The following is a 26,905-nucleotide window of genomic DNA, read 5'->3' as shown; positions in this document are numbered from 1 at the left end:
CTGGGGCGATGATCAACGCGCGATCTGCCAGAACAACAGGAGTGTCTTACGCCTCCAGAGAGCGGCGCAGCATTTCGACATCTTCGGCGATCTGGCCGTCGATTGTCTTCAGCTCTTCGATGCGGCGCACACCGTGCATGACCGTGGTGTGATCGCGACCACCAAAGCGCCGACCGATTTCCGGCAGGCTGCGACTGGTCAGCTGCTTGCACAGATACATCGCTACCTGACGCGGGCGCGCATAGGAACGCAGACGCTTGGGGCCGATGATATCGGACATGCGGATGTTGTAATACTCGGAGACCTTGCGCTGAATCTCTTCGACCGTGATTTTGCGCTCGGAGGCGCGCAGAACATCGGCCAGACAATCCTGGGTGAGCTCCATGTCGATCTCGCGACCGACGAGGGAGGCAAAGGCGAAGAGACGTGTCAGAGCACCTTCGAGAACACGCACGTTGGTCGAGATACGATGCGCCAGGAACTCCAGCACGCCGTCGGCGATGCGCAGATCCGGATAGGTCTGCATCTGCTGCGCCACTTTGGACTGCAGAATGCCCAGACGCAGCTCGTAGTCGGTCGGATGCAGGTCAACGACCAGACCACATTGCAGACGCGACCGGACACGATCCTCAAGATCCTTGATCTCACCCGGGGCGCGGTCGGCGGAAATGATGATTTGCTTGTTCTGGTCAACCAGCGCGTTGAACGTGTGGAAGAATTCTTCCTGCGTGCTGTCCTTGCCGGCGATGAACTGGACGTCATCGACCATCAGCACGTCCACCGAGCGGAACAGATGTTTAAAGTCCATCATCTTGCGTTCGCGCAGGGCCTGCACGAAACGATACATGAACTGTTCTGCCGACAAATAGAGCACATTCAACTCTGGATTTCGCGCTGTCAGCTCCCATGCAATCGCGTGCATCAGGTGCGTTTTACCCAGACCAACACCACCATAAAGCACCAGCGGGTTGAACGTAACAGGACCGCCATCGGCGACGCGGCGAGCGGCGGCATGGGCCAGCTCGTTCGGCTTGCCGACGACAAAGCTGTCGAAGGTAAAGCGCGGATCCAAAGGCGCAGCCTGCAGCGTGTCGCCCTGATCCTTGGCAGCGTAACCTGTGGCAGCACGGGCGCGCGGCAGTTCGGTCAGCGCCTCGTCATCCAGGTCCAGCGGCAGATCATCGGCAGCGCCCTTGGTCGCAGTGGCAGCCGGTCGCGCCGTCGTATTGGCCGCAACCTTGAAAGCCAGGCGCTGGACCGGTTCACCCGACATATTCAGCTCATGCAGAATCAGGTCAGCAAAGTTCTGGCTGACGTAGTTGCCCATGAAGTTCGTCGGCACGTTGAAGATGGCAACGCCATTATCAACACGGGTAAACTCCAGAGGTTCGATCCAAGTTGTAAAGTTGTTTTGCCCCACGGTTTTCAACAAACGCTGTCTCAACCGTCCCCAGTTATCTTCCGTCATTCTGCGCCTCACGCGTCCCAATAGCATCGGCCCTTATTTGGCCTCTTGTTTCATCCCCAGTCTGGCCCAATCCCAGACGACGTTCACGCACAACGGATGTGTGTACTGACCCATAGTTTGGGCAGCACTGCCTTGCAGAAGGCAAAGTTCAGGATCGCGTCTAAATCAACCGGCAAGTCGCTTTGCAGCGGTCGAATGGTCGAACCAAATACATACACAATTGGAACAGGCCCGCCGTCTGGATAGATCCAGAAACACAGCAGGAGCGCGGTGCACGGTGTATCGAAATACCTGTGTACCAGCACAATCAGCCTCCTTGAGTCCCATCAAGGATACCGCGAGCAGCCTGTCCCCCCAGCGAGTGAATCGCTGTAACAGTGGTAGCAATTCGGGAGGGGTGGCAGCAACGAAACTATGATGTTGACTCAGGGATTGGGGACAAAGAATCCCCTGCGCCCGCAACCACCGCACCAGCTGTGACCAAAATGCAAAAGGCGCCGCTGAACGCGACGCCTTTGTGTTTTTTCCGGCTTGTCGAGGGGCAGCTGAACGCGGGTGCGATGGAATCAGCAGGCGCCTACGAAAGACCCGATTAGCCCAGCGCTTTGACGCGCGCTGTCAGGCGGGAGATTTTCCGCGCTGCTGTGTTCTTGTGGTAGACGCCTTTGGTCACGCCACGCATCAGCTCGGGCTGAGCTGCGCGCACGGCTGCGGCGGCTGCCTCTTTGTCGCCGGATGCGATAGCTTCTTCAGCTTTGCGAAGGAAGGTACGGATGCGCGAACGACGGGCTTTGTTGACAGCAAAGCGTTTCTCGTTCTGACGGGCGCGCTTTTTTGCCTGAGGCGAATTTGCCATGGTGTAGGACCTAACTTTGGTTTCGTGTTTTCAATAGGCGCAATGCCAGCCGAACCCGGATCCGATCCACCGGTGTGATTCTAGCCAAGCGGGCTGCACGCGCATGTATGGCGGCGGGTAGTAGCGTCAAAACCGACGGAATGCAAGCCACCTCGTCCGCGCTGGTGAGTGGCCATCGGAATATCCGCATCTGCACGGAAACGCGCAGTCATTCTGCATAAGGTTAAGCAAGAAAACGGCAGGCCCAGGGCCTGCCGTTTTCATTCATTCGATGCTGTCGGTCACTTGTCGCGGAACTGGGCTTCGCGTTTTTCAAGAAAGGCAGCCATGCCCTCTTTCTGATCTTCGGTGGCAAACATCGAGTGGAACACACGACGTTCGAACAGCAGGCCTTCGTTCAGCGGCAGCTCGTAGCTGCGGTTCACCGCTTCTTTCACGGCCATCGCCGTCAGCAGGGATTTCTCCGCAATCTTGTGGGCAGCGGCCGTCGCCTCATCCAGCAGTTTCTTGGCGGGCACCACGCGAGAGACAAGCCCGGCGCGCTCTGCCTCCTCGGCGGTCATGAAACGACCGGTCAGGTTCATATCCATGGATTTGGATTTGCCCACAAAACGAGTCAGGCGCTGGGTGCCACCAATGCCGGCGATCACGCCCAGATTGATCTCGGGCTGACCGAATTTGGCAGTATCTGCCGCAATGATGAAATCGCAGAGCATGGCCAGCTCACAGCCGCCGCCCAGTGCGTAGCCGGCCACAGCTGCGATGATCGGCTTGCGGATCGCGCTGATACGGTCGTTCACATCGGCAAACAGATTGTTCGAGAAAACCTCGGTAAAGCTCTGTTCCGACATCTCCTTGATATCGGCGCCGGCGGCAAAGGCCTTTTCCGATCCGGTCAGGATAATGCAGCGCACCTTGTCGCTGGCATCGGCCTCTTCCAGGGCGGTGCAAAGTTCACTCAAAAGCTCGGAGTTGAGCGCGTTCAACGCTTCGGGCCGGTTCAGTTTAATTTGGCAAACGTGGTCCTGCACTTCGACGTTGATCGTCTCATAGGCCATGGTATTCGCTTTCGATTGTTCCGTTCAGGGAAGAGTCATTATCACGCGACACCTCGCGATCAAGCTATCTTTGGCATTTGCCGCAGTAGAAGGATGATCGCCCGGACTGGACTAGCCGCGCAATGCTCCCGTCACATCCGGCGCGTCGGCAGGGCTCTCCCTCGCGGCCGTATACATCAAAGCTGTGCTGAAAATATCCAAGTTCTCCATCAGCTTGTCGGAAATCCTTGAGCGATGATCCGCCCGCTTTGATGGCGTCTGCCAGGACCTCCTTGATGATCGGGACCAGGGTGGCAACCCGCTGCGCGGCGATCTGCCCGGCCTTGCGCCGCGGTGATATTCCCGCGCGGAAAAGCGCCTCGCAGACATAGATATTGCCGAGACCCGCGATGATTCCCTGATCCAGCAGCGCCGATTTCACCGGCGTATTGCGCCCCCTGAAGGCAGAAATCAGATGATCCTCGTGAAAGGCATTGCCCAGCGGTTCCGGTCCCAGAACTGCCAGCAGCTTGTGCTCATCCGCCGTGGCCGTATCCAGCAGGTCCATGGCGCCAAACCGGCGCGGATCGTTAAAGGTGATGCGCGCCCCATTATCCATATCGAAGACCACATGATCATGTTTCTGCGCCTGCGGATGATCATGAACAAACTGTCCCAAGGGATCCCCAGATACCGTCATGCGGCCCGACATGCCCAGATGCACCAGCAATGTCTCGCCACTGTCGAGGTCGGCCAGGATGTATTTTGATCGCCGCCGAAGCGCATTGACGCGGCGGCCTGTCAGCCGTTCCGCCATACGCTCCGGGAAGGGCCAGCGCAGATCCGGGCGATTTACAGTGGCCTTTTCGATCACCGCGCCCTCCATCGCGGGGGACAATCCGCGGCGCACCGTCTCGACCTCGGGCAATTCTGGCATTACATCCCTCCTGACACATTGCACCAACATGGGGCCGAAGGGCCGCATTGTACCGCCCTTCCAGCGCCCTATAACTGGGGCGACACACAACAAACGGCAAGCCGCATGACTCAGAGATCTGAAGATACCACCCATTTCGGGTTCGAAACCGTGCCCGAGTCGGAGAAGGCAGGGCGCGTGCAGGGCGTGTTCAACTCGGTCGCCTCAAAATATGACGTTATGAACGATGTCATGAGCATGGGAATTCATCGTATCTGGAAAGATGCGATGATGGACTGGCTGTCGCCGCGCCCCGGCCAGCGACTGCTGGATGTTGCCGGCGGGACCGGTGACATTTCCTTCCGGTTTCTGAAGCGCGCAGGCTATGGCCACTCTACGGTGCTCGATCTGACAGCCCCGATGCTGGAAGAGGGACGCAAACGCGCTGAAGCCGCGCAGATGGCCGATAGCCTGGATTGGGTCACCGGCGATGCCATGGCGCTGCCGTTCAAGGACAATAGCTTTGATGTCTACACCATCTCCTTTGGCATTCGGAACGTCACCCGCCCTCAGGAAGCCCTGAATGAAGCCTACCGTGTCTTGAAGCCGGGAGGGCGCCTGATGGTGCTGGAGTTCAGCCAGCTGCCGAACCCGGCCATGCAAAAGGCCTATGACCTCTATTCCTTCAACGTGATTCCCCGCATGGGGCAGATGATCGCGAACGATTATGACAGCTACCAGTATCTGGTCGAATCGATCCGCAACTTCCCCGATCAGGAGACCTTTCTGTCGATGGTGCGCGCGGCTGGTTTTGCCAATGCCAAATACCGCAACCTGTCGTTGGGAATCGCTGCGCTGCACTCCGGCTGGAAGATCTGATCCATGCGTGGACCCCACAATATTATCCGCCTGATCCGCACAGGCGCCACTTTTGAGCGCACTGGCGCGATGAACGTGGTGCTTGATGCTTTCGAGGCGCCGAAACCGCTGCGTATTCTGGCCCGCACCCTTGGCTGGCCGTTCAAATGGCTCGGCTACAAGGGCGATCCTTCGATGCCGCCCGCCACCCGAGCGCTGACCGCGCTGGGGCCTGCCTACATTAAGTTCGGTCAGGTGCTATCGACCCGACCCGATGTGGTCGGTGACGATCTGGCGCTACAGCTGCGCGTTCTACAGGACAAGCTGCCGCCGTTTTCCCGAGCCGAAGCCATGGCACAGGTCGAACACGAGTTGGGCCAGCCGGTCGAGCATATCTATTCCGAATTCAGCGAACCGATTGCGGCTGCCTCCATCGCGCAGGTCCATCGCGCAAGGCTCGTCGAGAGCGGTCGCGAAGTGGCGGTGAAGGTTCTGCGCCCCGGCATCGAACGCGCCTTCCGCAAGGATGTGGACGCATTCTATTTTGCCGCACGGATCGCCGATTTGTTTGCGCCCGGCGCGCGGCGGCTCAAGCCGATGGATGTGATCAAGCATTTCGACGGCGTGGTGCAGGGTGAGCTGGACCTGCGACTGGAAAGCGCGGCAGCCTCGGAATTTGCCGCCAATACCAAGGATGACGACGGATTTCAGCTGCCGGAAATCCTGTGGAATCACTCGGCCCGCCGGGTCATGACACTGGGCTGGGCCGATGGGCTCCCACTTGGCGACAATGCCGCGCTGGATGCCGCTGGCCACGATCGCCGGGTGTTGGCGGAGCGCGTGCTTTCGCTGTTTCTGCGCCATGCGTTGCGCGACGGCTATTTCCATGCCGACATGCACCAGGGCAACCTGAAGGTCGCCGCCAATGGCGATATCATCGCCTATGATTTTGGCATCATGGGGCACATCGACGAATACACCCGCCGCGTCTACGCCGAGATCCTCTTTGGCTTCATCAAGCGTGATTACAAGCGGGTGGCCGAGGTGCATTTCGAGGCCGGTTACGTACCGGCCGACCGCGATGTCGATGAATTTGCCCGTGCGTTGCGCGCCGTGGGCGAGCCGATTTTTGGCATGGATGCCACCCATATCTCAATGGGTCGCTTGCTCAACTACCTGTTTGAGGTGACCGAACGTTTTGGCATGGAGACCCGCACCGAGCTGATTCTGCTGCAACGCACCATGGTGGTGGTGGAAGGCGTGGCGCGGTCGCTGGATCCGCATATCAATATCTGGAATTCAGCGCGCCCCGTGGTTGAGGATTACATCAAAAAATCCATCGGCCCGCGCGCGGTGGTCGGCGATCTGATGAGCACCGCCAAGGTGATGGCGCGCTTCGGCCCCCGCCTGCCCGCACTGGTCGAACAGGCGCTGATCGCGCAGACCCATGAAAACGACGACCGAAGCCGACGCCGCCAAGGGGCGTCCGGCTGGGTTGTGCCCGGTCTTTGCGGATTGGGGCTGGGACTGGCCATTGCCTTTGCAACGGCTGCGCTCGGCTAGGGCCGTCAGCGCAGCCGATTCAATACCGTGAGCGAGGGGTGACCATCGGGCGTCAGACCCATCGCCAGTTGATAGGCGCGCAGGGCGGCGCGGGTTTTTGGCCCGATCCGCCCGTCCGCGCCGCCGGTGCCATATCCCGCCCCTGTCAGCCGCTGCTGGAGTTCGCGCCGCTCCTTGTAGGTCAGGGGGCGGCTGTCCTGCGGCCAGCTGGCCAGAATCGGACCACCGCCCCGCAGCCGGTCGCTCAGATGACCCACGCCGATAACATAGGCATCAGCTGCATTGTAACGTTCGATGGCCGCGAAATTTCGATAGACCATGAAGGCCGCGCCCTGCGCGCCTGCGGGCAGCAGCAGCGCTCCCTCGCCATGGTCGGGCAAGGGGCTGCCATCTGCAAGGGTAACGCCGAGCCTGCGCCAGCTCTCTGCGGATTTGGTGATCTTGCGATCCGCCTGCGCATAGTCGAAACCGGCTGGCAGTCGGACCTCCAGCCCCCATGGCTGACCTTTTACCCAGCCAAACCGCTTGAGATAGGCTGCGGTTGAGGCCAGCGCGTCTGTGGGATCCTCCGACCAGATATCGCGTTTGCCATCCCCGGTGAAATCCACGGCATAGGCCAGATAAGATGTCGGCATGAACTGCGTATGCCCCATGGCCCCTGCCCAGCTGCCCGTCATGGCACGCGGGGAGACATCGCCAGCCTGAAGAATCTTCAAGGCGGCGATCAGCTGGCTCTCAAAGAAGGCCCCGCGCCGCCCGTCAAAAGCCAATGTGGCGAGCGAACGGATGATTTCACGCTCCCCACGAAACCGGCCATAGTTGCTTTCCATGCCCCAAACAGCCGCAACGACTTCCTTGTCGACGCCATAGCGGGCCTCGATTCGTGCCAGCGTCTGCGCATGGTCGCGCAGCGCCGCCTTGCCGTTGTCGATCCGCGCCTCGGAAACCGCGCGCTCAAGGTAGGTCCAGATAGGAGTGACAAACTCTGACTGATTGCCATCCCGCTGCACAATATCCGGGTCAAAACTAACATCGGCAAACGCACGGTCCAAAGTGGCCTGCGACAGCCCCTCGGCCCTTGCCCGGGGATGAAAGGCCGTTATCCAGGCCTGAAAGGCGCGCTGCTTGGCGGCCGAAACGCTGGGCTGTTCCGCTGCCGTTGTCTGCTGTAGCGGGCGCGTCCGAGGCCGCAATCGCGGCTCCGTCACAGCCGAAACAGCCACCGGGCGGGCAATCGGTCTTAGGGAAACCTGCGGCGGCTGCGACGTCGCCCCCTCCACCACCTGTCGTCCGGTTGCAGCCGGCGGGCTGGATTGGGCGCCAACAGCGGTCATCATCAATGCCGCAACCATCGCCGTTTTCAGGAGTATCTGCCTTCGGGCGCCAAGATCGTATCGCATCTTACACCTCATTTTTTTCTGCTCGCCGCCAGTCTACCCGCATCGCAGGTTCCCACAAAGCGCCGCTGAAGGGATGTGCGGAGGTTTGCCGATCTGCCGGGATCAAGCCTCGGGCGGATCCGGGGCTGCTGTTTGGACTGGCTCGCAGGCGACACGGTCGGCTCGCATCTGGACCAGCGCATCCCGCAGCATCGGGACGCGTTGCGGGCGAAAGCTGATGTTTGTCGCCTCGAACCCGGCAATCCGATCCACCCGAAACACCCGCACATCATCGCGCAGCCCGCACCAGGCGATCAGCACCGTGGAGCGATCGAAATAGACCAGACCGAGCGGTTTCACCTGCCGCTTGGTGACCGCGCCTTTGGCATCGCAGTAGTCCAGCAGGACCTCGACCTCGTCCCATGTGGCACGGCGCAGATCCGCCAGCGCAATACCCGGCGGCTCCGGTCTCTGAAAGCGATAGGCTGACAGGACAGCATGGCGCAGCCTGTGGGCCTGCCGGTCCGGCAATCTGGCCTGCAACTTTCGCAAGGCCTCGGCGGCGGCATCCGCCAGTTCCGGATCGCCGATCTGCTGAACTTCGCGCAGTCCCAGAACCAGCGCTTCCAATTCAGTGTCGCGAAACCCCATGGGCGGCAATGCGTTGTCTTCGATCAGGGTGAAGCCATAGCCTGCCTCTCCGTCGATAATCGCCCCCATCTCGCGCAGGGTTGCGATGTCCCGGTGCACGCTGCGGGCCGAAATTCCCAGATCCTGCGCCAGTCCGGCGGCGGTATGAGGACCGGCACCCTGGCGCAGCAACTGCATAAGCTGAAAGAGACGATGAGATCGAGACATGTCTCATACTCTCTAACCCTAATGACAGTTTCTGTCATCACGCGCCGCTAAAACAGAGAGACCATTCATCAAGGAGCCAAACGGATATGATACGCCCCTTTGCCAGCGCCGAAGTCGCTGCCGTCTTTGATCAAGCCCCCCCGGACGCGCGCGAAGGCCTGTTGCGTCTGCGGGAGCTGATCTTTGAGGTTGCAGAGAATGCCCCGGAGGTCGGGGCGGTGGCCGAGACATTGAAATGGGGTCAGCCGTCATATGCGGCGGCGCGCTCCGGGCTTGGAACACCGCTGCGGCTGGGTCCATCGAAGCACGCGCGATTCGCCCTGCTGGTTCACTGCCAGAGCAGAGTGATCGACAATTTTGCCAGTCGCTATCCAGCCTGGGACAAATTCGACGGGACCCGCGGCGTATTGTTCGACCGGGTCGAAGATGTGGAGCCATTGCGCCACGGCTGGTTGATCCGTCACGCGCTGACCTATCATGCCTCCACGACCGTAGCCGGTGAGACCCGGGTTGACCCGGACCGTTTCAACTAGAGCCTAACAAGGGGCGCGCCGCTGTCAGCTGCGGCGCTTTCTCTCCACCTTGCGCTTGATCTTGCTGCGCTTGGCCTTTGCTTTGGCGGATTTGCGTTTCACCGAGCGCCCGGCCGGGCTGCGGCGTCCGCTGCCGCCCCCCGCAGGCATCGGCTTGTCGTCGATAGACAGAAGTTCAAGCTCCAACCCACCGGTCACCGGGGTCGCCTGTGCCAATCGCACCTTCACCCGCTGGCCGATGGCGATGATCAACCCGGTATCGGAGCCCATCAAGGTTCCCGCCTCGGCATCAAAGTGAAAGAACTCCCGGCCGATGGACCGGACGGGCACCAGGCCATCAGCCCCGGTTTCGTCCAGTTTCACAAAAGCGCCAAAGCGCGCGATGCCGCTGATCCGGCCTTCGAATTCATTGCCGACCCGTTCGGCCAGATAGGCCGCCAGATAACGATCGGTGGTGTCCCGTTCCGCCATCATCGACCGCCGCTCAGTCTCGGAGATATGGGTGGCGATCTGCTCCAGCCGCTCAATTTCGGAGGTCGCCAAACCGTCGTCGCCCCAGCCATGGGCTGAAATCAGCGCCCGGTGCACGATAAGGTCGGCGTAGCGGCGGATCGGTGAGGTAAAATGCGCATAGTTGCGCAGGGCGAGACCGAAATGCCCAAAGTTCTCAGGCGCATAATAGGCCTGCTGCATGGAGCGCAGAGTCGAGATGTTGATCAACTCAGCGTCATCGGTGCCCGCAGCCCCATGCAGCAGTGCATTCAGATGACGGGTCTGCAACACCTGCCCTTTGGCCAGCGAAAGCCCGGCCGCGCGGGCGGTTTCGCGGAGCGCTTCCAGCTTCTCTGGTGCCGGTTCCTCATGCACGCGGAACAACAGCGGAGTACGCTTCTTGATCAGGGTCTCGGCGGCCGCCACATTGGCAAGCACCATGAACTCCTCAATCAGCTTGTGCGCATCCAGCCGGTCGCGGAAATTAACCGAGACGACCGTGCCGTTCTCGTCCAGAACAATCTTGCGTTCGGGTAGGTCGAGATCAAGCGGCTGACGGTCTGCGCGCGCTTTGACCAAGGCTGCGTAGGCAGCATAAAGCGGCTTGATAACAGGCTCTAAGAAGGGGCCCGTGCGATCATTCGGCGTCCCATCCATGGCCTCCTGCACTTCCCCGTAGTGCAGCGATGCCGCAGACCGCATCAACCCGCGCACAAAGCGATGGCCGATCTTGTTTCCATGCGCATCAATCTGCATCCGAACGGCGATACAGGCGCGCGGCACCCCTTCGTGGAGGCTGCAGAGATCGCCGGACAGACGGTCAGGCAACATCGGCACGACCCGATCCGGGAAATAGCTGGAATTGCCGCGTTTACGGGCCTCGCGATCCAGCATCGACTCGGGGCGCACATAGGCCGCGACATCGGCAATCGCGACCCAGATGACATGGCCACCGGGATTCTTCGGATCGTCATCCGCATGGGCATAGCAGGCGTCGTCATGGTCCCGTGCATCCGCCGGGTCGATGGTGATCAACGGCAGATCGCGCAGATCCTCGCGCCCCTTCAGCCCCATGGGTTTGGCCGCATCGGCCTCCGCAATTACCTCATCGGGGAAATGGTCGGGGATGCCGTGCTGATGGATGGCAATCAACGAGACCGCCTTGGGCGCTGACGGATCACCAAGACGGTCGACAACGCGGGCCCGCGGCAGGCCAAGACGCGATTTCGGTCCGGCCTGCTCAGCTTCAACCAGTTCGCCGTCGCGCGCACCATGGGTGGCGTTTTCCGCGACTGCCCATTCCGTCGATGCCGATTTGTCGATAGGCACGATACGACCGCCTTCATCACCCTTGCGGAAGATCCCGATGACCCGGCGCGGGTTCGTGCCAATACGGCGGATCAGCCGTGCCTCATAGTGATATTCGGCGTCCTGAACCAGGGTTAGCCGTGCCAGGATCCGATCCCCCTCGCCCAGCGCAGGGTCGGACGCGCGCGGCATCACCAGCACGATGGGTTCTACGCCTTCGCCGTGCCATTCCAGCGGACGCGCAAAAAGATCGCCATCGCTGTCCGGTGCCTTAACCTGAAGGACACTGACCGGCGGCAGGCGCTCCGGGTCGCGGTAGGTTTTCTTGCGCTTCTCCAGATGGCCTTCTGCCTCGAGCTCCTTGAGGGTCCTTTTCAGGTCGATCCTGTCGGAGCCTTTGATGCCGAAAGCCTTGGCGATGTCGCGTTTGGAGTTATGGGTCGGATGGGCTGAGATCCACTCGAGGATTTCTGCCTTGGAAGGAATACGGGTCATAGGTCTGAGCTACCACGCCCGCTCTCCAAGGTCATCGTGAAAAGCGCGCGCCGGATGTCATTGTCCGACGCGCGCGCTCTTCATGTGCCAGATCACCTGCCGGTCACTTCCCGGCGAAGTAATCCCGCAGGATACGGCCATAAATCGATTTCAACTGATGGATCTGGGCGATCTCCACACGTTCATCAACCTGGTGCATCGTCTTGCCAACCAGCCCGATCTCGACAACCGGGCAATGGTGTTTCACAAAACGTGCATCAGAGGTGCCGCCCGTCGTGGACAGCTCTGGTCTGCGCCCGGTCTCGGCCTCAACCGCTGTGCTCACCAGATCCGACAGCGGGCCGGGCGGAGTGATGAAGCTCTCGCCCGAAATCTTGATCTCCAAACCGATCTCAACACCGAACTCCTCCGCGATGCGATCCGCTTCTGCCCGCAGCCAGTCGCTGAGACCGGCACCGGAATGGGCGTCGTTGAACCGGATGTTCACCGTCGAACGGGCCGTTGCCGGAATCACATTGGTCGCAGGATTACCGGTATCGATCGTGACCACGGCGAGGGTGGAGGCGTCGAAATGTTCGGTTCCCTGATCCAGCTCATGACTGGCGAGACGATCCATAAGGCGCGCCATTGCACTCAACGGGTTTTTGGCACGATGCGGATAGGCCGAATGCCCCTGCACACCGGTCACCGTGAACCACGCTGACAGCGAGCCGCGACGACCGATCTTGATCATTTCGCCCATTTCATTTGGGCAGGTCGGCTCCCCCACGAGGCAAACCGACATCTGCTCACCCGCCCGGTCCATGTAATCCAGCAACGCGGTGGTGCCATCGACTGCGTCACCCTCTTCATCGCCGGTGATGGTCAGGACAATGGCACCCTCGGGTGGCGCGGTCTGAACCAGATCGACGGCAGCCGCTACAAATGCCGCCACACCAGACTTCATGTCGGTCGCCCCCCGCCCGTACATGAAACCATCTTTCTCCTCTGCGCCAAAGGGATCGACGGTCCAAGCGGCGGTATCGCCAACCGGCACCACATCGGTATGGCCGTTGAAGCCGATGGTGCGCGGGTGCCCCTTTTGCCCCCAACGGGCAAACAGATTGCTGACCTCGCCGCGATCAACCCGGCTGCAGGAAAACCCCGCTGCAGTCAGGATTTTCTCGAGAAGGACAAGCGCGCCGCCCTCCTCCGGTGTCACCGAGGCACAGCGGATCAGGTCAGCGGTGAGCTGTTGCGGGTCAAGCGGCGAATGCGCGGGCGGCTGCATCATTTGGGTCCTCCGGTTCTCGGGCCGGACATGGCTGGCCCCCTTCCATGACCTCTGGCTACCTCGGTTCTGTCGGCGGTGCAAATCTCCTGCTGCCGGAGAGGGAGAAGACTGCGGATCCACGTCCCCTGCCACACAGCGGCTAAATCCAAACGCCGGTTTGTGGCGCAAATGCCGCGCAGATCAGCATTATTTCCAACGCCCGTCTGCGCCAACCGGACAAGCGGGAGGTGAGAGTGTTAATAAATCCTTAAAATACGACTCGAGGCAGAGCATCAATCGCCGTGGATCCACCGTAACAGCGGGGCCACAGAGCAGATCGGACATCGCGTCGCCCTAAGGCGGCGCAGGGGCACCCCTTGCGGAGGTGTCATGTTCCAGACCATGCGCTGCCTCATCGTGAAGAGGTGGGACAAGACAATGGTTGCAGCATCCGAGCTGACATATGACATAAACGCCACTGCGGTGCAGATGGCCGAGACCATCTTTGGCGATGGCGTGCAGGTGATCAGCGCAAGCTACACCGGTGACACCCGCGCGTCGGCTATCTATTCCAACGGTGATTCTATTGCGCCCGGTGCGACGCCGTCGGACACCGGCATCATCCTCTCCACCGGGCAGGCCAGCGCCTATACCAACTCAACCGGAGAGGCCAACCAGTCCACCAATCAGACCACCGCAAGCGACGGCCCCAACGGAGATCCCACGTTCAATGCCGCCGCTGGCACGCAGACCTTCGACGCCTCCTATCTGGATGTCACGTTTGTGCCCGATGGCTCGGTGATGACGATTCAATTTGTCTTCGCCTCAGAGGAATACCCGGAATACCAGGATTCTGTCTTTCAGGATTTTGTGGGCGTCTGGGTCAACGGCGAGATGGTCAACCTGGAGTTCGGTAACGGCGATACCGATCCCGGCAACGTGAACTCCAATACGAACTCCAATATCTATCTCGACAACGCCAACGACGACTACAACACCGAAATGGATGGTCTGACCGTCACGATGACGCTGACCATGCAGGTTGATCCGGGCGTGGAAAACACCATCCGGATCGGCATCGCCGATGTGTCGGATGGCAGCTACGACAGCAATCTTCTGATCGCTGCCGATTCGGCACAAACCGATGTGATCGCGCAGACCGATTTCGCCCGTGTTGATGCCAATGGATCCCGGGTGGTCAATGTGCTGGCCAATGACACCAACACCTCCACAAGCACGCTGACGATCACCCATATCAATGGGGTCGCGGTTGTCGCCGGGGACGTTGTTACCCTTGGCACCGGCCAGCAGGTTCAGCTGAATGCAAACGGCACGCTGACCCTGATCGGCGATGGCGACGTCGAGGACTTCGCCTTTACCTATACAGCCAGCAACGGCACCAATAGTGACGTTGGCTATGTCGAGGCCACCAGCATCCCCTGCTTTGTGACCGGCAGTCGCCTGCTGACCGACAAAGGGCTGCAACCTGTCGAGACCCTGCGGCCCGGCGATCTGGTCATGACGCGCGACAACGGCTTGCAGCCGCTACGTTGGATCGGCTCAAGACAGGTTCAGGCCGAGGGGCGGTTTGCTCCGATCTGTATCAAGGCGGGTGCGCTTGGAGATCATGAAGAACTCTGGGTATCGCCACAGCACCGCATCTTGCTCAGCGACGGGATGGCAGAGATGCTCTTTGGCGCCCATGAGGTACTGATCGCAGCAAAAGATCTGATCAACGATCAGTCGATTACCCGCCGCCCGGGAGGTCGGGTGACCTATGTGCATGTGATGTTCGATGAGCATCAGCTGGTCATCAGTGAAGGCCTGTTGACCGAGAGTTTCCTGCCGGGACCACAGACCAGCCGACATTTCGACGCTGACGTTCTGGCCGAGTTGCAAGCGCTGTTCCCGGAGCTGGATCCGCTCACCGGAAAAGGGTACGGCCCCGCGGCGCGTCCCAGCCTGCGCAGCTATGAAGCGCGGCTTCTGCGTGCCACGCTTGCAGCGCGCTGATCGGATGAGCTGGCTGGCAACACGCAGCATCGAACGGGCGTCCATCGCGGTTGCGGTGACTGAACGCGAGACCTGCCTCAACGCTCCCGACGACATTTTGATGACACGGGGCAGCCTGTGTCTGGATCTGTCGCTGGACGAGGCCAGGCCGAGCGGCGACCTGCTGCTGCTGGACCGTTCGGTGGATGATTGCGAAGGTTGGCCGCTGCTATTGCGGCTCAAACGCAACCTGGGCCGCGGCGTCACCCTGACGCTCAGCCAGCCCGGCTGCCATCTGGACCAACGCATCCTCGCCCCGAACCCTTCGGGCAGCGAAAGCAACGCGGCACGTCTGATCTATTCCTGGGATAGTCTGGCACGCTGGGGGCGACTTGCGCTGATGACCGCCTCGGGGAGCACTATCGCAACGGCCGACCTGCAGGCGCCGCCACCGCTGCGCATCGGCGATGCAAGAACGCTTCTCGCAGCGCTGCCCGCCTCAGCCGAGGCCTGCGGCCTGCTTTCCGCCTCTCTCAGCAGCGAAATCGTACAGATGTCACCACTGGGCGGGCTGGAGCCACACACCAAGGTTGCCACGCCGGACGGCAATATACCCTTGGGGCAGCTGCAACGCGGAGATCTGGTTCTGACACCCGAAGGAGAAGCTGTTCCGGTCCTGCATCGGCTAGATCGCCGCGTCCCCGCGATTGGCCATGATACGCCCCTGCGACTGCGCGCACCGTTCTTCGGGCTGACAGATGACCTGCTGCTGGCGCCGCAGCAGCCACTGGTGGTCTCGGGAACCGATGTCGACTACCTTTTTGGTCGTCCAGACGTCCGTCTGACTGCGGCGATGATGCTGGGGACTGCGCTGGTAACGCAAGCTGATACCGATCCTACCGATGACCCTCAGGCTCCCTTCCCGCTGGTCGATCTGGCGCAGCTCATCCTGCCACGCCATGAGCGTTTCATAGCGGCAGGCACCGCGGTCGAGAGCCTTTATCTGGGGCGTTTGCGCCGCAACCGCGCCGCCTATGACGCCAGCGCACTGGCGCATCTGGATCGCAATACGATTCCCGAACATGCAGTGGACCCGGCCCCGTTGCTGCGCAGCTTTGATGCCGCAGTTCTGGCAGAACGACGCATCGCCTGACCACGACGCTTGCCTGAGCCTGTGGGACATTCTAAGGACAAAACGAATGATGTCTCATGGGGTTCTATCGTTCCGTTGCGCCGTTTTCTTGCTCCATTTGTCCTGATCTATCTGCTGTGGGGGCTGGCAGCGGCCGCCGAGACTCTGACTGTCAGCACGGTCACGCGCCCGCCGTTTTCGATGACAGAGGGTGATCGCGACACCGGGTTTTCCATTGATCTGGTGCGCAGCCTGAGCGACCGGCTGGGCTGGGATTATCAGCTGGTGCGGACAGATACATTCGGCGAAATGCTGGATCTGGTGCGCAGCGGCCAGGTGGATATGGCAGCGGCCAATATTTCGATCACCTCGGCACGCGAAACCGAAATGGACTTCAGCCACCCGATCTTCGAAAGCGGTCTGCGGATCATGGTAGCGGCCGCCGATGTCCGTGCGCCCTCATTGATCCGCGTGCTGTTTTCCGCCGACCTGATGCTTGCAATTGCAGTCGCTGTGGTCCTGCTGATGGGGGGCGGGATGCTGATGTGGGGCCTGGAGCGACGTGCCCAGCCCTATTTCGACCGCCCACTGAAAGAGGCCTGGTTCCCCTCCTTCTGGTGGGCGCTGAACCTCGTGGTCAACGGCGGCTTTGAGGAACGCGTCCCACGCACCCCGATTGGGCGCATATTTGGCGTTATCCTCGTCGTCTCATCCCTGTTCGTAGTGTCGCTTTTCGTGGCCAAGATCACAGCCGTCATGACGGTCGAGGCGATCAGCGGGTCGATCAACTCAGTGAATGACCTCTATGACAAGGACGTCGGCACACTCGACGGCTCTACGGCGGCGCGGTTTCTCGAACGCCGTGACATCAGCTATCGCGGATATTCGGATCTGGCGTCCTTGCTGAAGGATTTCGAAAGCGGTGAGACCAGGGTTGTCGTCTTCGACGCCCCGGTTCTGGACCACTACATGGAAGGCGAAGGTCGTCTGCATGGCCGCGCCGTCGGACAGGTATTCCTGCGCGAGGACTACGGCTTGCTGCTCCCCGATAGCTCCGAGCATCTGGAAGATATCAACCGCGCGCTGCTGGCCCTACGCGAAAACGGCGAATACGACGATATCTATCGAAAGTGGTTCGGCAAGGCGCCCTGACCTGACAGCCCGGCACCCCGTCGCCGTTTAGGCGGCAGTCTGGTCGGCAGACGCGAGGCCTGCGTGCTAGTGCAGGGTTGCAGGCCCGTCGTCAAAAAAGGGCGTCATCTGCGCAACGATCACCGAATTCTCATCCAGTGCACGCTGCATCAGCTCACGTTCCTCATCCGAGATGTCGTGATCCTCGGCCTCGCGATCGGCCAATGTGCCATAGCCGGTGACATCCAGCGGCGCGGTATCGGCCTGCTTCAGAATTGCAACGGTTTCACGCACGGCTTCAGCCTCATCCACGCCAGAGGCATAGATCATCAGGGCGGCACCAGTGGCCCCTTCGGGCAGACCATCACCTTCCTTGCGACCGATCTGAACCACAAGCGTGTAGACCTGCTGACGGGAGATTTTCTTTTTTTCCATGCGCTCGCCATATCCCTGCGGCATGGGTTTGGTCAATACGGATCGCCGCTTGGTCGGGCGATCTAATAGCGGCTGCGCATCTGGTAGCCGGGATGGAAACTCATCCGAACAAAGGTGACCGGCTGGGCCTGAAACCAGGTCGACCGCTCCATCTGGAACAGTGGCGCGCCAACCGGACAGGCAAGATACTCGGCCAATTCAGCATCCGCAGAAATGGCACCAAAGCTCAGCTCGGCGGTGGAAAACGGCACCTCGGCGAGCAGCCATTCATTTGGTCCGACCGCACTAAAATCGGCCTCTGTCACCTTTGGCACCGCGGCGATATTGATCCAGCGATCTTCATATTGGAACGGCTGGTTGTCGCCATAGTGCATGGCGCGCACGTGCAAAACGGGCGACGCTGGTGCCAGTTGCAATTGCGATGCCAGCCAGCCCGGCGCCGGACCCTCTCTCCGGTGGACCAATGCGTAACGGTAGGTGGCATTTCGGTCCTCGACCAGCTGCCGCGTCAGCGTGATCTCCAGCTTGGCTTGTTTCACGGGTAACATTGCCACCCGCGTTCCGCTTTTACGCTTGCGGTCGATGATACCTCGCTCCGCCAGCTCACGCAGCGCACGGTTCACAGTGGCGCGGGCACATCCGAATTCCTCAGCCAGTTCCTGCTCTGTCGGCAACAGGTCGCCCTGCGCCCAGACCCGGTCCTGAATGCGTTTCAGCACGTTGTCACGGACATCCTGAAAACCCATTTTTGTCCGTTCTACCATACCTGTCCCCCAGTCTGCTCGACCACTGCTCCGGCAGCCAGCGCGCAGCAGTGTCTTCTGTTAAAGCGCGTCAAGGAGCGCAGCAACCGCTGAGGCATAAGCCGCGATGATCTGATCACGCTTTGCATGGCGCCCGCCGCTGACGACATGACGCCCTGCAGACCAGACATCGCTGACCACGGAATCATCGGAAGCGAAGCAAAGACCATCAAGGAGCTGGTCCGGGCGCAGCGCACATAGTGAGACATGCGTCGTATCAAAAGCCATCAGATCCGCCAGAGCACCGACTTCCAGACGACCGGCCTCGCGGCCAAGCGCCTGCGCACCACCCTCGGCCGCACCCAGATATAGGGTCGTTCCGACGGACCCCTCTTGCGGTACCATCACATTGCGCGCCAGATCCCGCAGCCGCTGCGAATACTCAAGCATGCGCAGCTCTTCCGACAGGGAAATCCGCACGTTGGAATCTGATCCGACACCGAAGTTCCCTCCGTGGCTCAGAAACGCCCCACCGTTGAAGGGACCGTCGCCCAGGTTGGCTTCGGTAATCGGGCAGAGGCCGGCTACGGCACCGCTCTGCGCCAGATCGCGGGTTTCCTGCGCTGTCATATGGGTCGCATGGATAAGGCACCAATCTGCGCCGACACCGCAATTCTCCAGCAACCACTCTACCGGTCTCGCTCCCAGCCAAGTGCTGATATCGGTCACTTCCTGCGGTTGCTCTGCAATATGTATATGCACCGGCGCGCCCGACCGCAGCGACAGGACCTCTTTCAGATCCTGTGGTGCGGTTGCCCGCAGCGAATGCGGCGCAATGCCGACACGCGCATCTGACGGCAGGCTCTTCGTCACCATCGAACGACAATCGGACAGAAGGTCCGCATAGCGCGCCACATCATTGCCAAACCGCTGCTGACCCCCGGAAAGAGGCACCTGCCCTGCCCCGCCATAGCTGTATAAAACCGGCAGATGGGTCAGTCCGATCCCGGTCAGGTCCGCCGCCGCAAAGACGCGATTGCTCAACTCGCCCAGCGCGGCATAGGGCCGTCCCCCGGATTGGTGGTGCACATAGTGGAACTCCCCAACCGAGGCATAACCCGCCTCCAGCATTTCCATGAAGACCAGTCCAGCAATCGCCTCATAGTGTTCGGGTGTCAGGTGATCGACAAATTGATACATCAGCTTGCGCCATGACCAGAAACTCTCTTTCCCCGAGACGCGCGTTTCGGTCATGCCCGCCATGGCCCGCTGGAAACTGTGAGAATGCAGATTGGCGAGGGCCGGGACCAGCGCCATGACACAATGATCCTGAGGCTGTGCAACCGCGCCGGGTTCAAGCATGACGATCCGGCCATCCGCAACCGTCAATCGCAGATCAGTGACCCACCCCTGAGGCAGGCGCGCGTGGTGTGCAAATATTGACTGCATTTGCCCCTCTTATGTATAGACATAATAATGTTATATACATACATTCATATCATCAAGCTTTTTGCGAGGATGCCATGAACAGCCCCCGTTCCTATCTGATCTGCGACGCTACGCTAGCCACGATGGCCGATAGGGACGCCCCCTACGGTCTGATCAGAGACGGTATCGTCGCAGTGAAAGACGGCAGCATCCAGTGGGTCGGCCCAGAGGATCAGCTGCCAGAAGACTATGAAAACTGGGACCGTGTCTCGATGGGCGGGCGCCTGATCACACCGGGTCTGGTCGACTGCCACACGCATATCGTCTTTGGCGGCAACCGGGCGCTGGAGTTCGAAATGCGCCTGAATGGGGCCTCTTATGAAGAGGTCGCACGCGCTGGGGGTGGCATCGTTTCGACCGTTTCAGCCACCCGCGAGGCGTCGCTGGAGCAGCTGGTACAGGGCGCGCTGCCGCGTCTGGATGCCCTGATCGCCGAAGGTGCCACGGTGGTGGAGGTGAAATCCGGCTACGGGCTGGATCTGGACACCGAACTCAATATGCTGCGCGCCGCCCGCCGTCTGGGCGAGCTGCGCCCGGTGACGGTGAAAACCACCTTCCTTGGCGCCCATGCCACCCCGGCGGAGTACAAGGGCCGGGACGATGATTATATTGATCAGGTCTGCATCCCCGCCCTGCGCGCCGCTTTTGCGGAGGGGCTGGTGGATGCGGTCGACGGCTTCTGCGAAAACATCGCCTTTGCGCCTGCGCAGATCGAACGGGTGTTCAAGGTTGCCAAAGAACTTGGCCTGCCGGTGAAACTGCATGCCGAGCAGCTGAGCCATCAGGGCGGCACCGCATTGGCGGCAAAGTACGGTGCGTTGTCAGTCGATCACGTGGAATACGCCACCGAAGACGACGCCCGGGCGATGGCCGCCTCCGGCTCCGTCGCGGTGATCCTGCCGGGTGCGTTCTATACCATCCGCGAAACCCAGATGCCGCCGGTTGAGCACTTCCGGACCCACGGCGTGCCGATGGCGCTGGCGACCGACTGCAACCCCGGCTCCTCGCCGCTGACCTCGCTTCTGCTGACGATGAACATGGGCTGCACCCTGTTCCGGATGACCCCGGAGGAGGCGCTGGCAGGCGTCACACGCAACGCAGCCCGGGCGCTGGGGCTGACGGACTGCGGAGAGATTTCCGCCGGTATGCGCGCCGATCTGGCGGTCTGGGACGTGGAAACGCCCGGCGAGCTCGCCTACCGCATCGGCTTCAACCCGCTTTACACCCGTATCTATGAGGGCAAACAATGATCGAGATGATCCCCGGCACGGTGACGCTGTCCACGCTGGAAGATATCTACCGCAACCTGACCCCGGCCAAGCTGGATGCCTCGGCGCGTGCGCCGGTGGAGGCCGCAGCGCAGATGGTGGCCGAAGCGGCAGCAGGTGAGGACGCCGTCTATGGCATCAACACCGGCTTCGGCAAGCTGGCCTCGACCAAGATCGCGCCGGAAGAAACCGCCACCCTGCAGCGCAACCTGATCCTCAGCCATTGCTGCGGGGTAGGGGAGGCACTGCCGGAAGATAAAACCCGGCTGATGATGACGCTGAAACTGCTGTCGATGGGCCGCGGCGCCTCCGGCGTGCGCTGGCTGGTGATCGAACAGATCGAACAGATGCTGGCGCGCGGCGTGGTGCCGGTGATCCCGTCGCAGGGCTCCGTCGGCGCCTCCGGCGATCTGGCGCCGCTGGCGCATATGGTGGCGGCGATGATCGGGGCAGGGGAGGCCACGTTCGAAGGCACCCGCATGTCCAGCCTTGATGCCCTGAAAAAGGCCGGGTTAGAGCCTATTGTGCTGGGTCCCAAGGAAGGCCTGGGGCTGATCAACGGCACCCAGTTCTCCACCGCCTGCGCCTTGGCCGGTTTGTTTGACGCCTGGCGCATGGCGGAGGCCTCGATGGCGATTGCCTCGCTCACCACCGACGCCATCATGGGCTCCACCGCGCCGCTGGTGGCGGACATCCACTCCTTGCGCGGCCATGCCGGGCAGATCGACGTGGCGCAGCAAATGCGCGATATCATGGATGGGTCCGAGATCCGCGAAAGCCACCGCGAGGATGACACCCGGGTGCAGGATCCTTACTGCATCCGCTGCCAGCCGCAGGTGGTGGGCGCGGCGCTGGACGTGCTGCGGATGGCCGCCAAAACGCTGGAGATCGAGGCCAACGCCGTAACGGATAATCCGCTGGTGCTCGTGAACGAGGGGCGCATCGTATCCGGCGGCAACTTCCATGCCGAATACGTGGGCTTTGCCGCCGACCAGATCGCGCTCGCCGTGGCGGAAATCGGCGCCATCGCGCAGCGCCGGGTGGCCTTGATGGTGGACCCGACCCTCAGCCACGACCTGCCGCCGTTCCTGACGCCTGACCCGGGTCTCAACTCCGGCTTCATGATCGCCGAAGTGACCACCGCCGCGCTGATGAGTGAAAACAAGCATTTGGCGAATCCTTGCGTCACAGACTCAACCCCAACGTCAGCAAACCAGGAGGACCACGTGTCGATGGCGGCCCATGGCGCGCTGCGTCTGGGACGGATGAACGCCAATCTGTCGGTGATCCTGGGCGTCGAAATGCTCTGTGCTGCGCAAGGGGTGGAGGCGCGTGCGCCGCTGCAGACCTCCGCGCGGCTGCAGGACGTGCTGGCAATGCTGCGGGCCCATATCCCCGCGCTGGCAGAGGACCGCTATCTGGCGCCGGATATTGAATCAGCCAGCGCCATGGTCCGCGCAGGCCGGGTTGCTGAGGCCGCTGGCGTGAAGGTGGCGGCATGATCGAAGTGACCCAAGGCAGCTCGCCGCTGGTACTAGGCTTGCCCCACACCGGCACCGATGTGCCAGCGGGAATCTGGGAGTGTCTGAACGACACCGGCAGGGCGCTGGCCGACACAGACTGGCATATCCATGACCTGTATTCTGGGCTGGCAGAAGACATCACGACCGTCCGCACGCCGATCCACCGCTATGTGATCGACGTGAACCGCGATCCCGCCGGAACCAGTCTCTATCCGGGGCAAAACACCACCACTTTGGTGCCACTCACGGATTTTGACGGGCTGCCGATCTGGCGCGAAGGGCAGGAGCCGGATGAGGCGGAAATCGCGCGCCGCCGCGATGCCTATCACGCACCCTATCACGCGGCGCTGATGGCAGAGCTGGAACGGGTAAAGGCGATCCACGGTTTTGCGATCCTTTATGACTGCCATTCGATCCGCGGCGATATTCCTTTCCTGTTCGAGGGCCGCCTGCCGGATTTCAACGTCGGCACCAACATGGGCGAAACCTGCGATCCGTCTATCGAAGCCCTCACCGTGGCCCGTTGCGAGGCGGCGGAGGGTTATACCTCCACTCTGAACGGGCGCTTCAAGGGCGGCTGGACCACCCGCCACTATGGCCGCCCCGCCGAAGGCCTGCACGCGATCCAGATGGAGCTGGCGCAGGCCACCTACTGCGAAGAGGCGGCGCCCTGGACCTATCTGCCGGAGCGCGCGGAACAACTGCGCGCCCATCTCACCCGAATTCTGACTGATCTCACAAACTGGAGGCCCTCGGCATGAGCGATCCCCGCAAGAACACCCGCGACATCTTTCCGCCCACCGGCCCGGAAATCACCGCCAAGTCCTGGATGACCGAGGCGCCGATGCGGATGATGATGAACAACCTGCACCCCGACGTCGCCGAAAACCCGCATGAGCTGGTGGTTTACGGCGGCATCGGCCGCGCCGCGCGCACCTGGAAGGATTTCGACCTGATCGTCGAGACCCTGAAGAACCTGGAGGAAGACCAGACCCTGATGGTGCAGTCCGGCAAGCCGGTGGGCGTGTTCCAGACCCACAAGGATGCGCCGCGGGTGCTGATCGCCAACTCCAACCTGGTGCCGCATTGGGCCAACTGGGACCACTTCAACGAGCTCGATAAGAAGGGCCTGATGATGTACGGCCAGATGACCGCTGGTTCGTGGATCTATATCGGCACGCAAGGGATCGTGCAGGGCACCTATGAAACCTTTGCCGAGGCCGGCCGCCAGCACTACGGCGGCGACCTCAAGGGCAAGTGGATCCTGACCGGCGGCCTGGGCGGCATGGGCGGCGCGCAGCCGCTGGCAGCCGTGTTTGCCGGTGCCTGCTGCCTGGCGGTGGAGTGCAACCCCGACAGCATCGACTTCCGCCTGCGCACCAAATACCTGGACGAGAAGGCCGAGACCCTGGACGAGGCGCTGGAGATGATCGAGCGCTGGACCGCTGCGGGCGAGGCGAAATCCGTGGGCCTTCTGGGCAACGCGGCTGAGATCTTCCCGGAGCTGGTGAAGCGCGCCGAAGCAGGCGGCATCCGTCCCGATATCGTGACCGACCAGACCTCTGCCCACGACCCGGTCAACGGCTACCTGCCGCTGGGCTGGACCATGGGTGAGTGGAAAGAGCGCCGCGAAACGGACAAGAAAGCGGTTGAAAAGGCCGCCCGCGCCAGTATGCGCGTGCAGGTCAAGGCGATGTGCGATTTCCACGCGATGGGCGTTCCCACCGTCGACTACGGCAACAACATCCGCCAGATGGCGCTGGAGGAGGGGCTGGAAAACGCCTTTGACTTCCCCGGCTTCGTGCCCGCCTACATCCGCCCGCTGTTCTGCCGCGGCATCGGCCCGTTCCGCTGGGCCGCACTCTCGGGCGATCCGGAGGATATCAGGAAAACCGACGCCAAGATGAAGGAGCTGTTCCCCGAGAACGAGGGGCTGCACCGCTGGCTGGACATGGCGCAGGAGCGGATTGCCTTCCAGGGCCTGCCCGCACGGATCTGCTGGATCGGCCTCGGCGACCGCCACAAGGCGGGCCTCGCCTTCAACGAGATGGTCCGCAACGGCGAGCTGTCGGCGCCCGTCGTCATTGGCCGCGACCATCTGGATTCGGGTTCCGTGGCCTCCCCGAACCGCGAGACCGAGGCGATGATGGACGGCTCCGACGCGGTGTCCGACTGGCCGCTCTTGAACGCTCTACTGAACACCGCTTCCGGCGCCACCTGGGTGTCGCTGCACCACGGCGGCGGCGTTGGCATGGGCTTCTCGCAGCATTCCGGCGTGGTGATCTGCTGCGACGGCACCGAGGACGCAGACCGCCGTATCGGACGGGTGCTGTGGAACGACCCGGCCACCGGCGTCATGCGCCATGCGGATGCAGGCTATGACATTGCCAAGGACTGCGCGCGCGAACACGGGCTGAACCTGCCCGGTATCCTCTAACGCCAATGGGGCTCTGCCCCTCGGCCTAACGGCCTCACCCCAGAGTATTTGGAGAAAAGTGACAGCTCGGCCTACCTGTCATCTTTCCAAGAATACTCTGGGGTCCGGGGCAAGGCCCCGGCAATTAGCACAAATAAAAACGCGCCCTGTGGGGCGCGTTCCATGCGCTCGAACTGCAGGGATGGGATCAGTCGCGCAGCAGCTCGTTGATCCCGGTCTTGGATCGGGTTCTTTCGTCTACCCGTTTCACGATCACCGCACAGTAGAGGTTGACGCCATTTTTTGAGGGCATGGAGCCGGCGACCACCACCGAATAAGGCGGCACTTCGCCATACATGACTTCACCGGTCTCGCGGTCCACGATCTTGGTTGATTGGCCGATGAACACACCCATTCCAAGGACAGATCCTTCACGCACGATGCAGCCTTCAACCACTTCGGAGCGCGCGCCAATAAAGCAATTGTCTTCAATGATGGTCGGGCCTGCCTGCATCGGCTCCAACACACCGCCAATACCGACACCACCGGAAAGATGCACATTCTTGCCGATCTGAGCGCAGGAGCCAACGGTTGCCCAGGTGTCGACCATCGTGCCTTCGTCGACATAGGCACCAAGGTTCACGAAGGATGGCATCAGGACCACGCCGGGGGCGATATAGGCCGATTTGCGAACAACGCAGTTGGGAACGGCCCGGAATCCCGCCTCTTTCCATTCGGATGCGCGCCACCCTTTGAACTTGCTATCGACCTTGTCCCACCACCCAGAACCCTGGGGGCCGCCGGATTGCTCTTCCATATCCTTGATGCGGAAGCCCAGAAGAACGGCTTTCTTGGCCCATTGATTGACATGCCAATCCCCGTTGTCCTGGCGCTCGGCCACGCGCAGTTTACCCGAATCCAGGGCGTTCAACGTGTCTTCGATAGCCTCGCGCTGCTCACCTGTGGTGGCGGATGTGATGGTGTCACGGGCCTCCCAAGCGGCCTCGATTGCGGTTTCCAGCTGGGCGTTGGACATCTGGGGTTTCTCCGGCGTGTGGTTGGTTTCGCCGCTACATAACCTCATTTTACTCCGGGGTCATGTGCGGATTGCGTCAATATCCCCACCCGCAGCGGCCAATCGTGGCGGCAGCGGCGTGGTTCTAGCGGACCCGCCGCAGATGGCGGCGTAGAATATCGCAGGCGGTGGTTACATCCCGACGTCGCATGGCCTGCACGATCAGCGCATGATCGGTGTCGACACGTTGGCTCCAGCGGTGTTTCCAATTGGCAAAAAGATGACGAGCCGAGGCAATATGCAGGTCGTCAATTGTCGCCAACAAACGCGGCATTGCACAGGGCGACAAGATGACCCGGTGAAAGGCGCGGTTCTTTTGCTCCCAATCGGCCATGTCTGTTGCGGCATCGCAGGCGAGTCTTGCGGTGTCTGCCGCTTCCAGCTCCGAGGGTCCCAGATGGGCAAAGGCGTTTTGCAAGGCCAGCAGCTCGAGCGAGACGCGCATTTCGATGACTTCGCGTATTTCCGAAGGATCCAATGCTGTCACCCGCATGCCACGCCGTGGAATCGACTGGGCAAGTCCGTGCGCCTCCAGTCTCAACAGGGCCTCGCGCACCGGAACGTGGCTGGCGTTGAACTCGCGTGCAATATGGTCCTGACGCAGCTTTTCGCCGGCAGGCAGAGCGCCGGTCACGATCCGTTCGCTCAGCGCGTGGTAAATTCGGTCGGAGATCGTAGCGCTCATGC

The 26,905-nt window shown here is 61.3% G+C and carries 23 protein-coding genes; 10 read left to right on the top strand and 13 right to left on the bottom strand.

Annotated elements, in window-relative coordinates:
• Nucleotides 1-46: 46 nt before the first annotated feature.
• The 4 genes from dnaA to mutM form a co-directional block, all read right to left on the bottom strand.
• On the bottom strand, nt 47-1,468 hold the full coding sequence (gene dnaA / locus VWZ85_RS04855; RefSeq protein ID WP_340547233.1) for a chromosomal replication initiator protein DnaA: 1,422 nt from the start codon (nt 1,466-1,468) through the stop codon (nt 47-49).
• Between the two features lie 592 nt (nt 1,469-2,060).
• A complete protein-coding gene (gene rpsT / locus VWZ85_RS04850) occupies nt 2,061-2,324 on the bottom strand; it encodes a 30S ribosomal protein S20 (protein ID WP_340547232.1) in 264 nt (87 codons plus the stop codon).
• A 281-nt stretch (nt 2,325-2,605) separates the two neighbouring features.
• Entirely contained in the window at nt 2,606-3,382 is a 777-nt protein-coding gene (locus tag VWZ85_RS04845; RefSeq protein WP_340547231.1) for an enoyl-CoA hydratase, read from the bottom strand.
• Nucleotides 3,383-3,446: 64 nt separating this feature from the next.
• On the bottom strand, nt 3,447-4,298 hold the full coding sequence (gene mutM / locus VWZ85_RS04840; RefSeq protein WP_340547230.1) for a bifunctional DNA-formamidopyrimidine glycosylase/DNA-(apurinic or apyrimidinic site) lyase: 852 nt from the start codon (nt 4,296-4,298) through the stop codon (nt 3,447-3,449).
• Between the two features lie 105 nt (nt 4,299-4,403).
• Between mutM and ubiE the strand changes: the two genes are divergently transcribed.
• Nucleotides 4,404-5,156 carry a bifunctional demethylmenaquinone methyltransferase/2-methoxy-6-polyprenyl-1,4-benzoquinol methylase UbiE gene (ubiE, locus tag VWZ85_RS04835; protein ID WP_340547229.1) on the top strand — a complete coding sequence of 251 codons (753 nt, stop codon included), beginning with the start codon at nt 4,404-4,406 and terminating at the stop codon, nt 5,154-5,156.
• 3 nt (nt 5,157-5,159) lie between these two features.
• Nucleotides 5,160-6,698, top strand: a complete 1,539-nt coding sequence (gene ubiB / locus VWZ85_RS04830) for a 2-polyprenylphenol 6-hydroxylase (protein ID WP_340547228.1) — start codon at nt 5,160-5,162, stop codon at nt 6,696-6,698.
• Between the two features lie 5 nt (nt 6,699-6,703).
• On the opposite strand, the gene VWZ85_RS04825 is transcribed toward ubiB, so the two are convergent.
• Both VWZ85_RS04825 and VWZ85_RS04820 read right to left on the bottom strand, forming a co-directional pair.
• Complete coding sequence (locus VWZ85_RS04825) at nt 6,704-8,098, bottom strand: lytic murein transglycosylase (protein ID WP_416587273.1); 1,395 nt, start codon at nt 8,096-8,098, stop codon at nt 6,704-6,706.
• Nucleotides 8,099-8,200: 102 nt separating this feature from the next.
• The gene (locus VWZ85_RS04820; protein ID WP_416587272.1) at nt 8,201-8,935 is read right to left on the bottom strand and encodes a helix-turn-helix transcriptional regulator; all 735 of its coding nucleotides are present in this window, start codon (nt 8,933-8,935) and stop codon (nt 8,201-8,203) included.
• Between the two features lie 86 nt (nt 8,936-9,021).
• Between VWZ85_RS04820 and VWZ85_RS04815 the strand changes: the two genes are divergently transcribed.
• A complete protein-coding gene (locus tag VWZ85_RS04815; protein WP_340547225.1) occupies nt 9,022-9,468 on the top strand; it encodes a DUF1801 domain-containing protein in 447 nt (148 codons plus the stop codon).
• Nucleotides 9,469-9,492: 24 nt separating this feature from the next.
• On the opposite strand, the gene rnr is transcribed toward VWZ85_RS04815, so the two are convergent.
• On the bottom strand, nt 9,493-11,763 hold the full coding sequence (gene rnr / locus VWZ85_RS04810; protein ID WP_416587271.1) for a ribonuclease R: 2,271 nt from the start codon (nt 11,761-11,763) through the stop codon (nt 9,493-9,495).
• A 103-nt stretch (nt 11,764-11,866) separates the two neighbouring features.
• Nucleotides 11,867-13,036 (bottom strand): succinyl-diaminopimelate desuccinylase, encoded by a 1,170-nt coding sequence (gene dapE, locus VWZ85_RS04805; protein ID WP_416538122.1) that lies wholly within the window; start codon nt 13,034-13,036, stop codon nt 11,867-11,869.
• A gap of 417 nt (nt 13,037-13,453) precedes the next feature.
• Between dapE and VWZ85_RS04800 the strand changes: the two genes are divergently transcribed.
• The 3 genes from VWZ85_RS04800 to VWZ85_RS04790 all read left to right on the top strand — a co-directional run bounded on the left by VWZ85_RS04800 (nt 13,454) and on the right by VWZ85_RS04790 (nt 17,291).
• The gene (locus tag VWZ85_RS04800) at nt 13,454-15,028 is read left to right on the top strand and encodes a Hint domain-containing protein (protein WP_340547222.1); all 1,575 of its coding nucleotides are present in this window, start codon (nt 13,454-13,456) and stop codon (nt 15,026-15,028) included.
• 4 nt (nt 15,029-15,032) lie between these two features.
• Nucleotides 15,033-16,160: a Hint domain-containing protein gene (locus VWZ85_RS04795; RefSeq protein WP_416587270.1), complete on the top strand. Its 1,128-nt coding sequence runs from the start codon at nt 15,033-15,035 to the stop codon at nt 16,158-16,160.
• Between the two features lie 75 nt (nt 16,161-16,235).
• Complete coding sequence (locus VWZ85_RS04790; protein WP_340547220.1) at nt 16,236-17,291, top strand: transporter substrate-binding domain-containing protein; 1,056 nt, start codon at nt 16,236-16,238, stop codon at nt 17,289-17,291.
• A 66-nt stretch (nt 17,292-17,357) separates the two neighbouring features.
• Here the strand turns inward: VWZ85_RS04790 and VWZ85_RS04785 are convergent, their stop codons facing one another.
• From VWZ85_RS04785 to VWZ85_RS04775, 3 genes are all read right to left on the bottom strand, one after another.
• Nucleotides 17,358-17,705 (bottom strand): hypothetical protein, encoded by a 348-nt coding sequence (locus VWZ85_RS04785; protein ID WP_340547219.1) that lies wholly within the window; start codon nt 17,703-17,705, stop codon nt 17,358-17,360.
• Nucleotides 17,706-17,767: 62 nt separating this feature from the next.
• Nucleotides 17,768-18,469, bottom strand: a complete 702-nt coding sequence (locus VWZ85_RS04780) for a GntR family transcriptional regulator (RefSeq protein ID WP_416587269.1) — start codon at nt 18,467-18,469, stop codon at nt 17,768-17,770.
• A gap of 60 nt (nt 18,470-18,529) precedes the next feature.
• Complete coding sequence (locus VWZ85_RS04775; protein ID WP_416587268.1) at nt 18,530-19,897, bottom strand: formimidoylglutamate deiminase; 1,368 nt, start codon at nt 19,895-19,897, stop codon at nt 18,530-18,532.
• 74 nt (nt 19,898-19,971) lie between these two features.
• On the opposite strand from VWZ85_RS04775, the gene hutI reads away from it, so the two are divergent.
• Genes hutI through hutU form a run of 4 tightly spaced genes read left to right on the top strand, consistent with a single transcriptional unit; the run spans nt 19,972 to nt 25,164 of the window.
• Entirely contained in the window at nt 19,972-21,186 is a 1,215-nt protein-coding gene (hutI, locus tag VWZ85_RS04770; RefSeq protein WP_416587267.1) for an imidazolonepropionase, read from the top strand.
• Nucleotides 21,183-22,706, top strand: coding sequence for a histidine ammonia-lyase (gene hutH, locus VWZ85_RS04765; protein ID WP_416587266.1), 1,524 nt, complete (start codon nt 21,183-21,185; stop codon nt 22,704-22,706). The genes hutI and hutH overlap by 4 nt, the downstream gene beginning before the upstream one ends.
• Nucleotides 22,703-23,488: an N-formylglutamate deformylase gene (hutG, locus tag VWZ85_RS04760; RefSeq protein WP_416587265.1), complete on the top strand. Its 786-nt coding sequence runs from the start codon at nt 22,703-22,705 to the stop codon at nt 23,486-23,488. Before hutH ends, hutG begins: the two co-directional genes overlap by 4 nt.
• On the top strand, nt 23,485-25,164 hold the full coding sequence (hutU, locus tag VWZ85_RS04755) for a urocanate hydratase (protein WP_416587264.1): 1,680 nt from the start codon (nt 23,485-23,487) through the stop codon (nt 25,162-25,164). The genes hutG and hutU overlap by 4 nt, the downstream gene beginning before the upstream one ends.
• Before the next feature lie 187 nt (nt 25,165-25,351).
• Here the strand turns inward: hutU and dapD are convergent, their stop codons facing one another.
• Nucleotides 25,352-26,179 carry a 2,3,4,5-tetrahydropyridine-2,6-dicarboxylate N-succinyltransferase gene (gene dapD / locus VWZ85_RS04750; RefSeq protein ID WP_340547212.1) on the bottom strand — a complete coding sequence of 276 codons (828 nt, stop codon included), beginning with the start codon at nt 26,177-26,179 and terminating at the stop codon, nt 25,352-25,354.
• Between the two features lie 124 nt (nt 26,180-26,303).
• The gene (locus VWZ85_RS04745) at nt 26,304-26,903 is read right to left on the bottom strand and encodes a GntR family transcriptional regulator (RefSeq protein WP_340547211.1); all 600 of its coding nucleotides are present in this window, start codon (nt 26,901-26,903) and stop codon (nt 26,304-26,306) included.
• Between the last annotated feature and the right edge of the window lie 2 nt (nt 26,904-26,905).

Origin of the sequence: Phaeobacter sp. JH20_29 (genome assembly GCF_048056175.1) — a bacterium.
Lineage (GTDB): Bacteria > Pseudomonadota > Alphaproteobacteria > Rhodobacterales > Rhodobacteraceae > Phaeobacter > Phaeobacter bryozoorum.
This window is presented reverse-complemented; position numbering and strand designations above follow the sequence as displayed.

What these genes read in the sequence shown, in the direction of transcription:
- dnaA (WP_340547233.1), bottom strand. Translation starts at nt 1,468, where the DNA reads ATGACGGAAGATAACTGGGGACGGTTGAGACAGCGTTTGTTGAAAACC.
- rpsT (WP_340547232.1), bottom strand. Translation starts at nt 2,324, where the DNA reads ATGGCAAATTCGCCTCAGGCAAAAAAGCGCGCCCGTCAGAACGAGAAA.
- VWZ85_RS04845 (WP_340547231.1), bottom strand. Translation starts at nt 3,382, where the DNA reads ATGGCCTATGAGACGATCAACGTCGAAGTGCAGGACCACGTTTGCCAA.
- mutM (WP_340547230.1), bottom strand. Translation starts at nt 4,298, where the DNA reads ATGCCAGAATTGCCCGAGGTCGAGACGGTGCGCCGCGGATTGTCCCCC.
- ubiE (WP_340547229.1), top strand. Translation starts at nt 4,404, where the DNA reads ATGACTCAGAGATCTGAAGATACCACCCATTTCGGGTTCGAAACCGTG.
- ubiB (WP_340547228.1), top strand. Translation starts at nt 5,160, where the DNA reads ATGCGTGGACCCCACAATATTATCCGCCTGATCCGCACAGGCGCCACT.
- VWZ85_RS04825 (WP_416587273.1), bottom strand. Translation starts at nt 8,098, where the DNA reads ATGCGATACGATCTTGGCGCCCGAAGGCAGATACTCCTGAAAACGGCG.
- VWZ85_RS04820 (WP_416587272.1), bottom strand. Translation starts at nt 8,935, where the DNA reads ATGTCTCGATCTCATCGTCTCTTTCAGCTTATGCAGTTGCTGCGCCAG.
- VWZ85_RS04815 (WP_340547225.1), top strand. Translation starts at nt 9,022, where the DNA reads ATGATACGCCCCTTTGCCAGCGCCGAAGTCGCTGCCGTCTTTGATCAA.
- rnr (WP_416587271.1), bottom strand. Translation starts at nt 11,763, where the DNA reads ATGACCCGTATTCCTTCCAAGGCAGAAATCCTCGAGTGGATCTCAGCC.
- dapE (WP_416538122.1), bottom strand. Translation starts at nt 13,036, where the DNA reads ATGATGCAGCCGCCCGCGCATTCGCCGCTTGACCCGCAACAGCTCACC.
- VWZ85_RS04800 (WP_340547222.1), top strand. Translation starts at nt 13,454, where the DNA reads ATGGTTGCAGCATCCGAGCTGACATATGACATAAACGCCACTGCGGTG.
- VWZ85_RS04795 (WP_416587270.1), top strand. Translation starts at nt 15,033, where the DNA reads ATGAGCTGGCTGGCAACACGCAGCATCGAACGGGCGTCCATCGCGGTT.
- VWZ85_RS04785 (WP_340547219.1), bottom strand. Translation starts at nt 17,705, where the DNA reads ATGGAAAAAAAGAAAATCTCCCGTCAGCAGGTCTACACGCTTGTGGTT.
- VWZ85_RS04780 (WP_416587269.1), bottom strand. Translation starts at nt 18,469, where the DNA reads ATGGTAGAACGGACAAAAATGGGTTTTCAGGATGTCCGTGACAACGTG.
- VWZ85_RS04775 (WP_416587268.1), bottom strand. Translation starts at nt 19,897, where the DNA reads ATGCAGTCAATATTTGCACACCACGCGCGCCTGCCTCAGGGGTGGGTC.
- hutI (WP_416587267.1), top strand. Translation starts at nt 19,972, where the DNA reads ATGAACAGCCCCCGTTCCTATCTGATCTGCGACGCTACGCTAGCCACG.
- hutH (WP_416587266.1), top strand. Translation starts at nt 21,183, where the DNA reads ATGATCGAGATGATCCCCGGCACGGTGACGCTGTCCACGCTGGAAGAT.
- hutG (WP_416587265.1), top strand. Translation starts at nt 22,703, where the DNA reads ATGATCGAAGTGACCCAAGGCAGCTCGCCGCTGGTACTAGGCTTGCCC.
- hutU (WP_416587264.1), top strand. Translation starts at nt 23,485, where the DNA reads ATGAGCGATCCCCGCAAGAACACCCGCGACATCTTTCCGCCCACCGGC.
- dapD (WP_340547212.1), bottom strand. Translation starts at nt 26,179, where the DNA reads ATGTCCAACGCCCAGCTGGAAACCGCAATCGAGGCCGCTTGGGAGGCC.
- VWZ85_RS04745 (WP_340547211.1), bottom strand. Translation starts at nt 26,903, where the DNA reads ATGAGCGCTACGATCTCCGACCGAATTTACCACGCGCTGAGCGAACGG.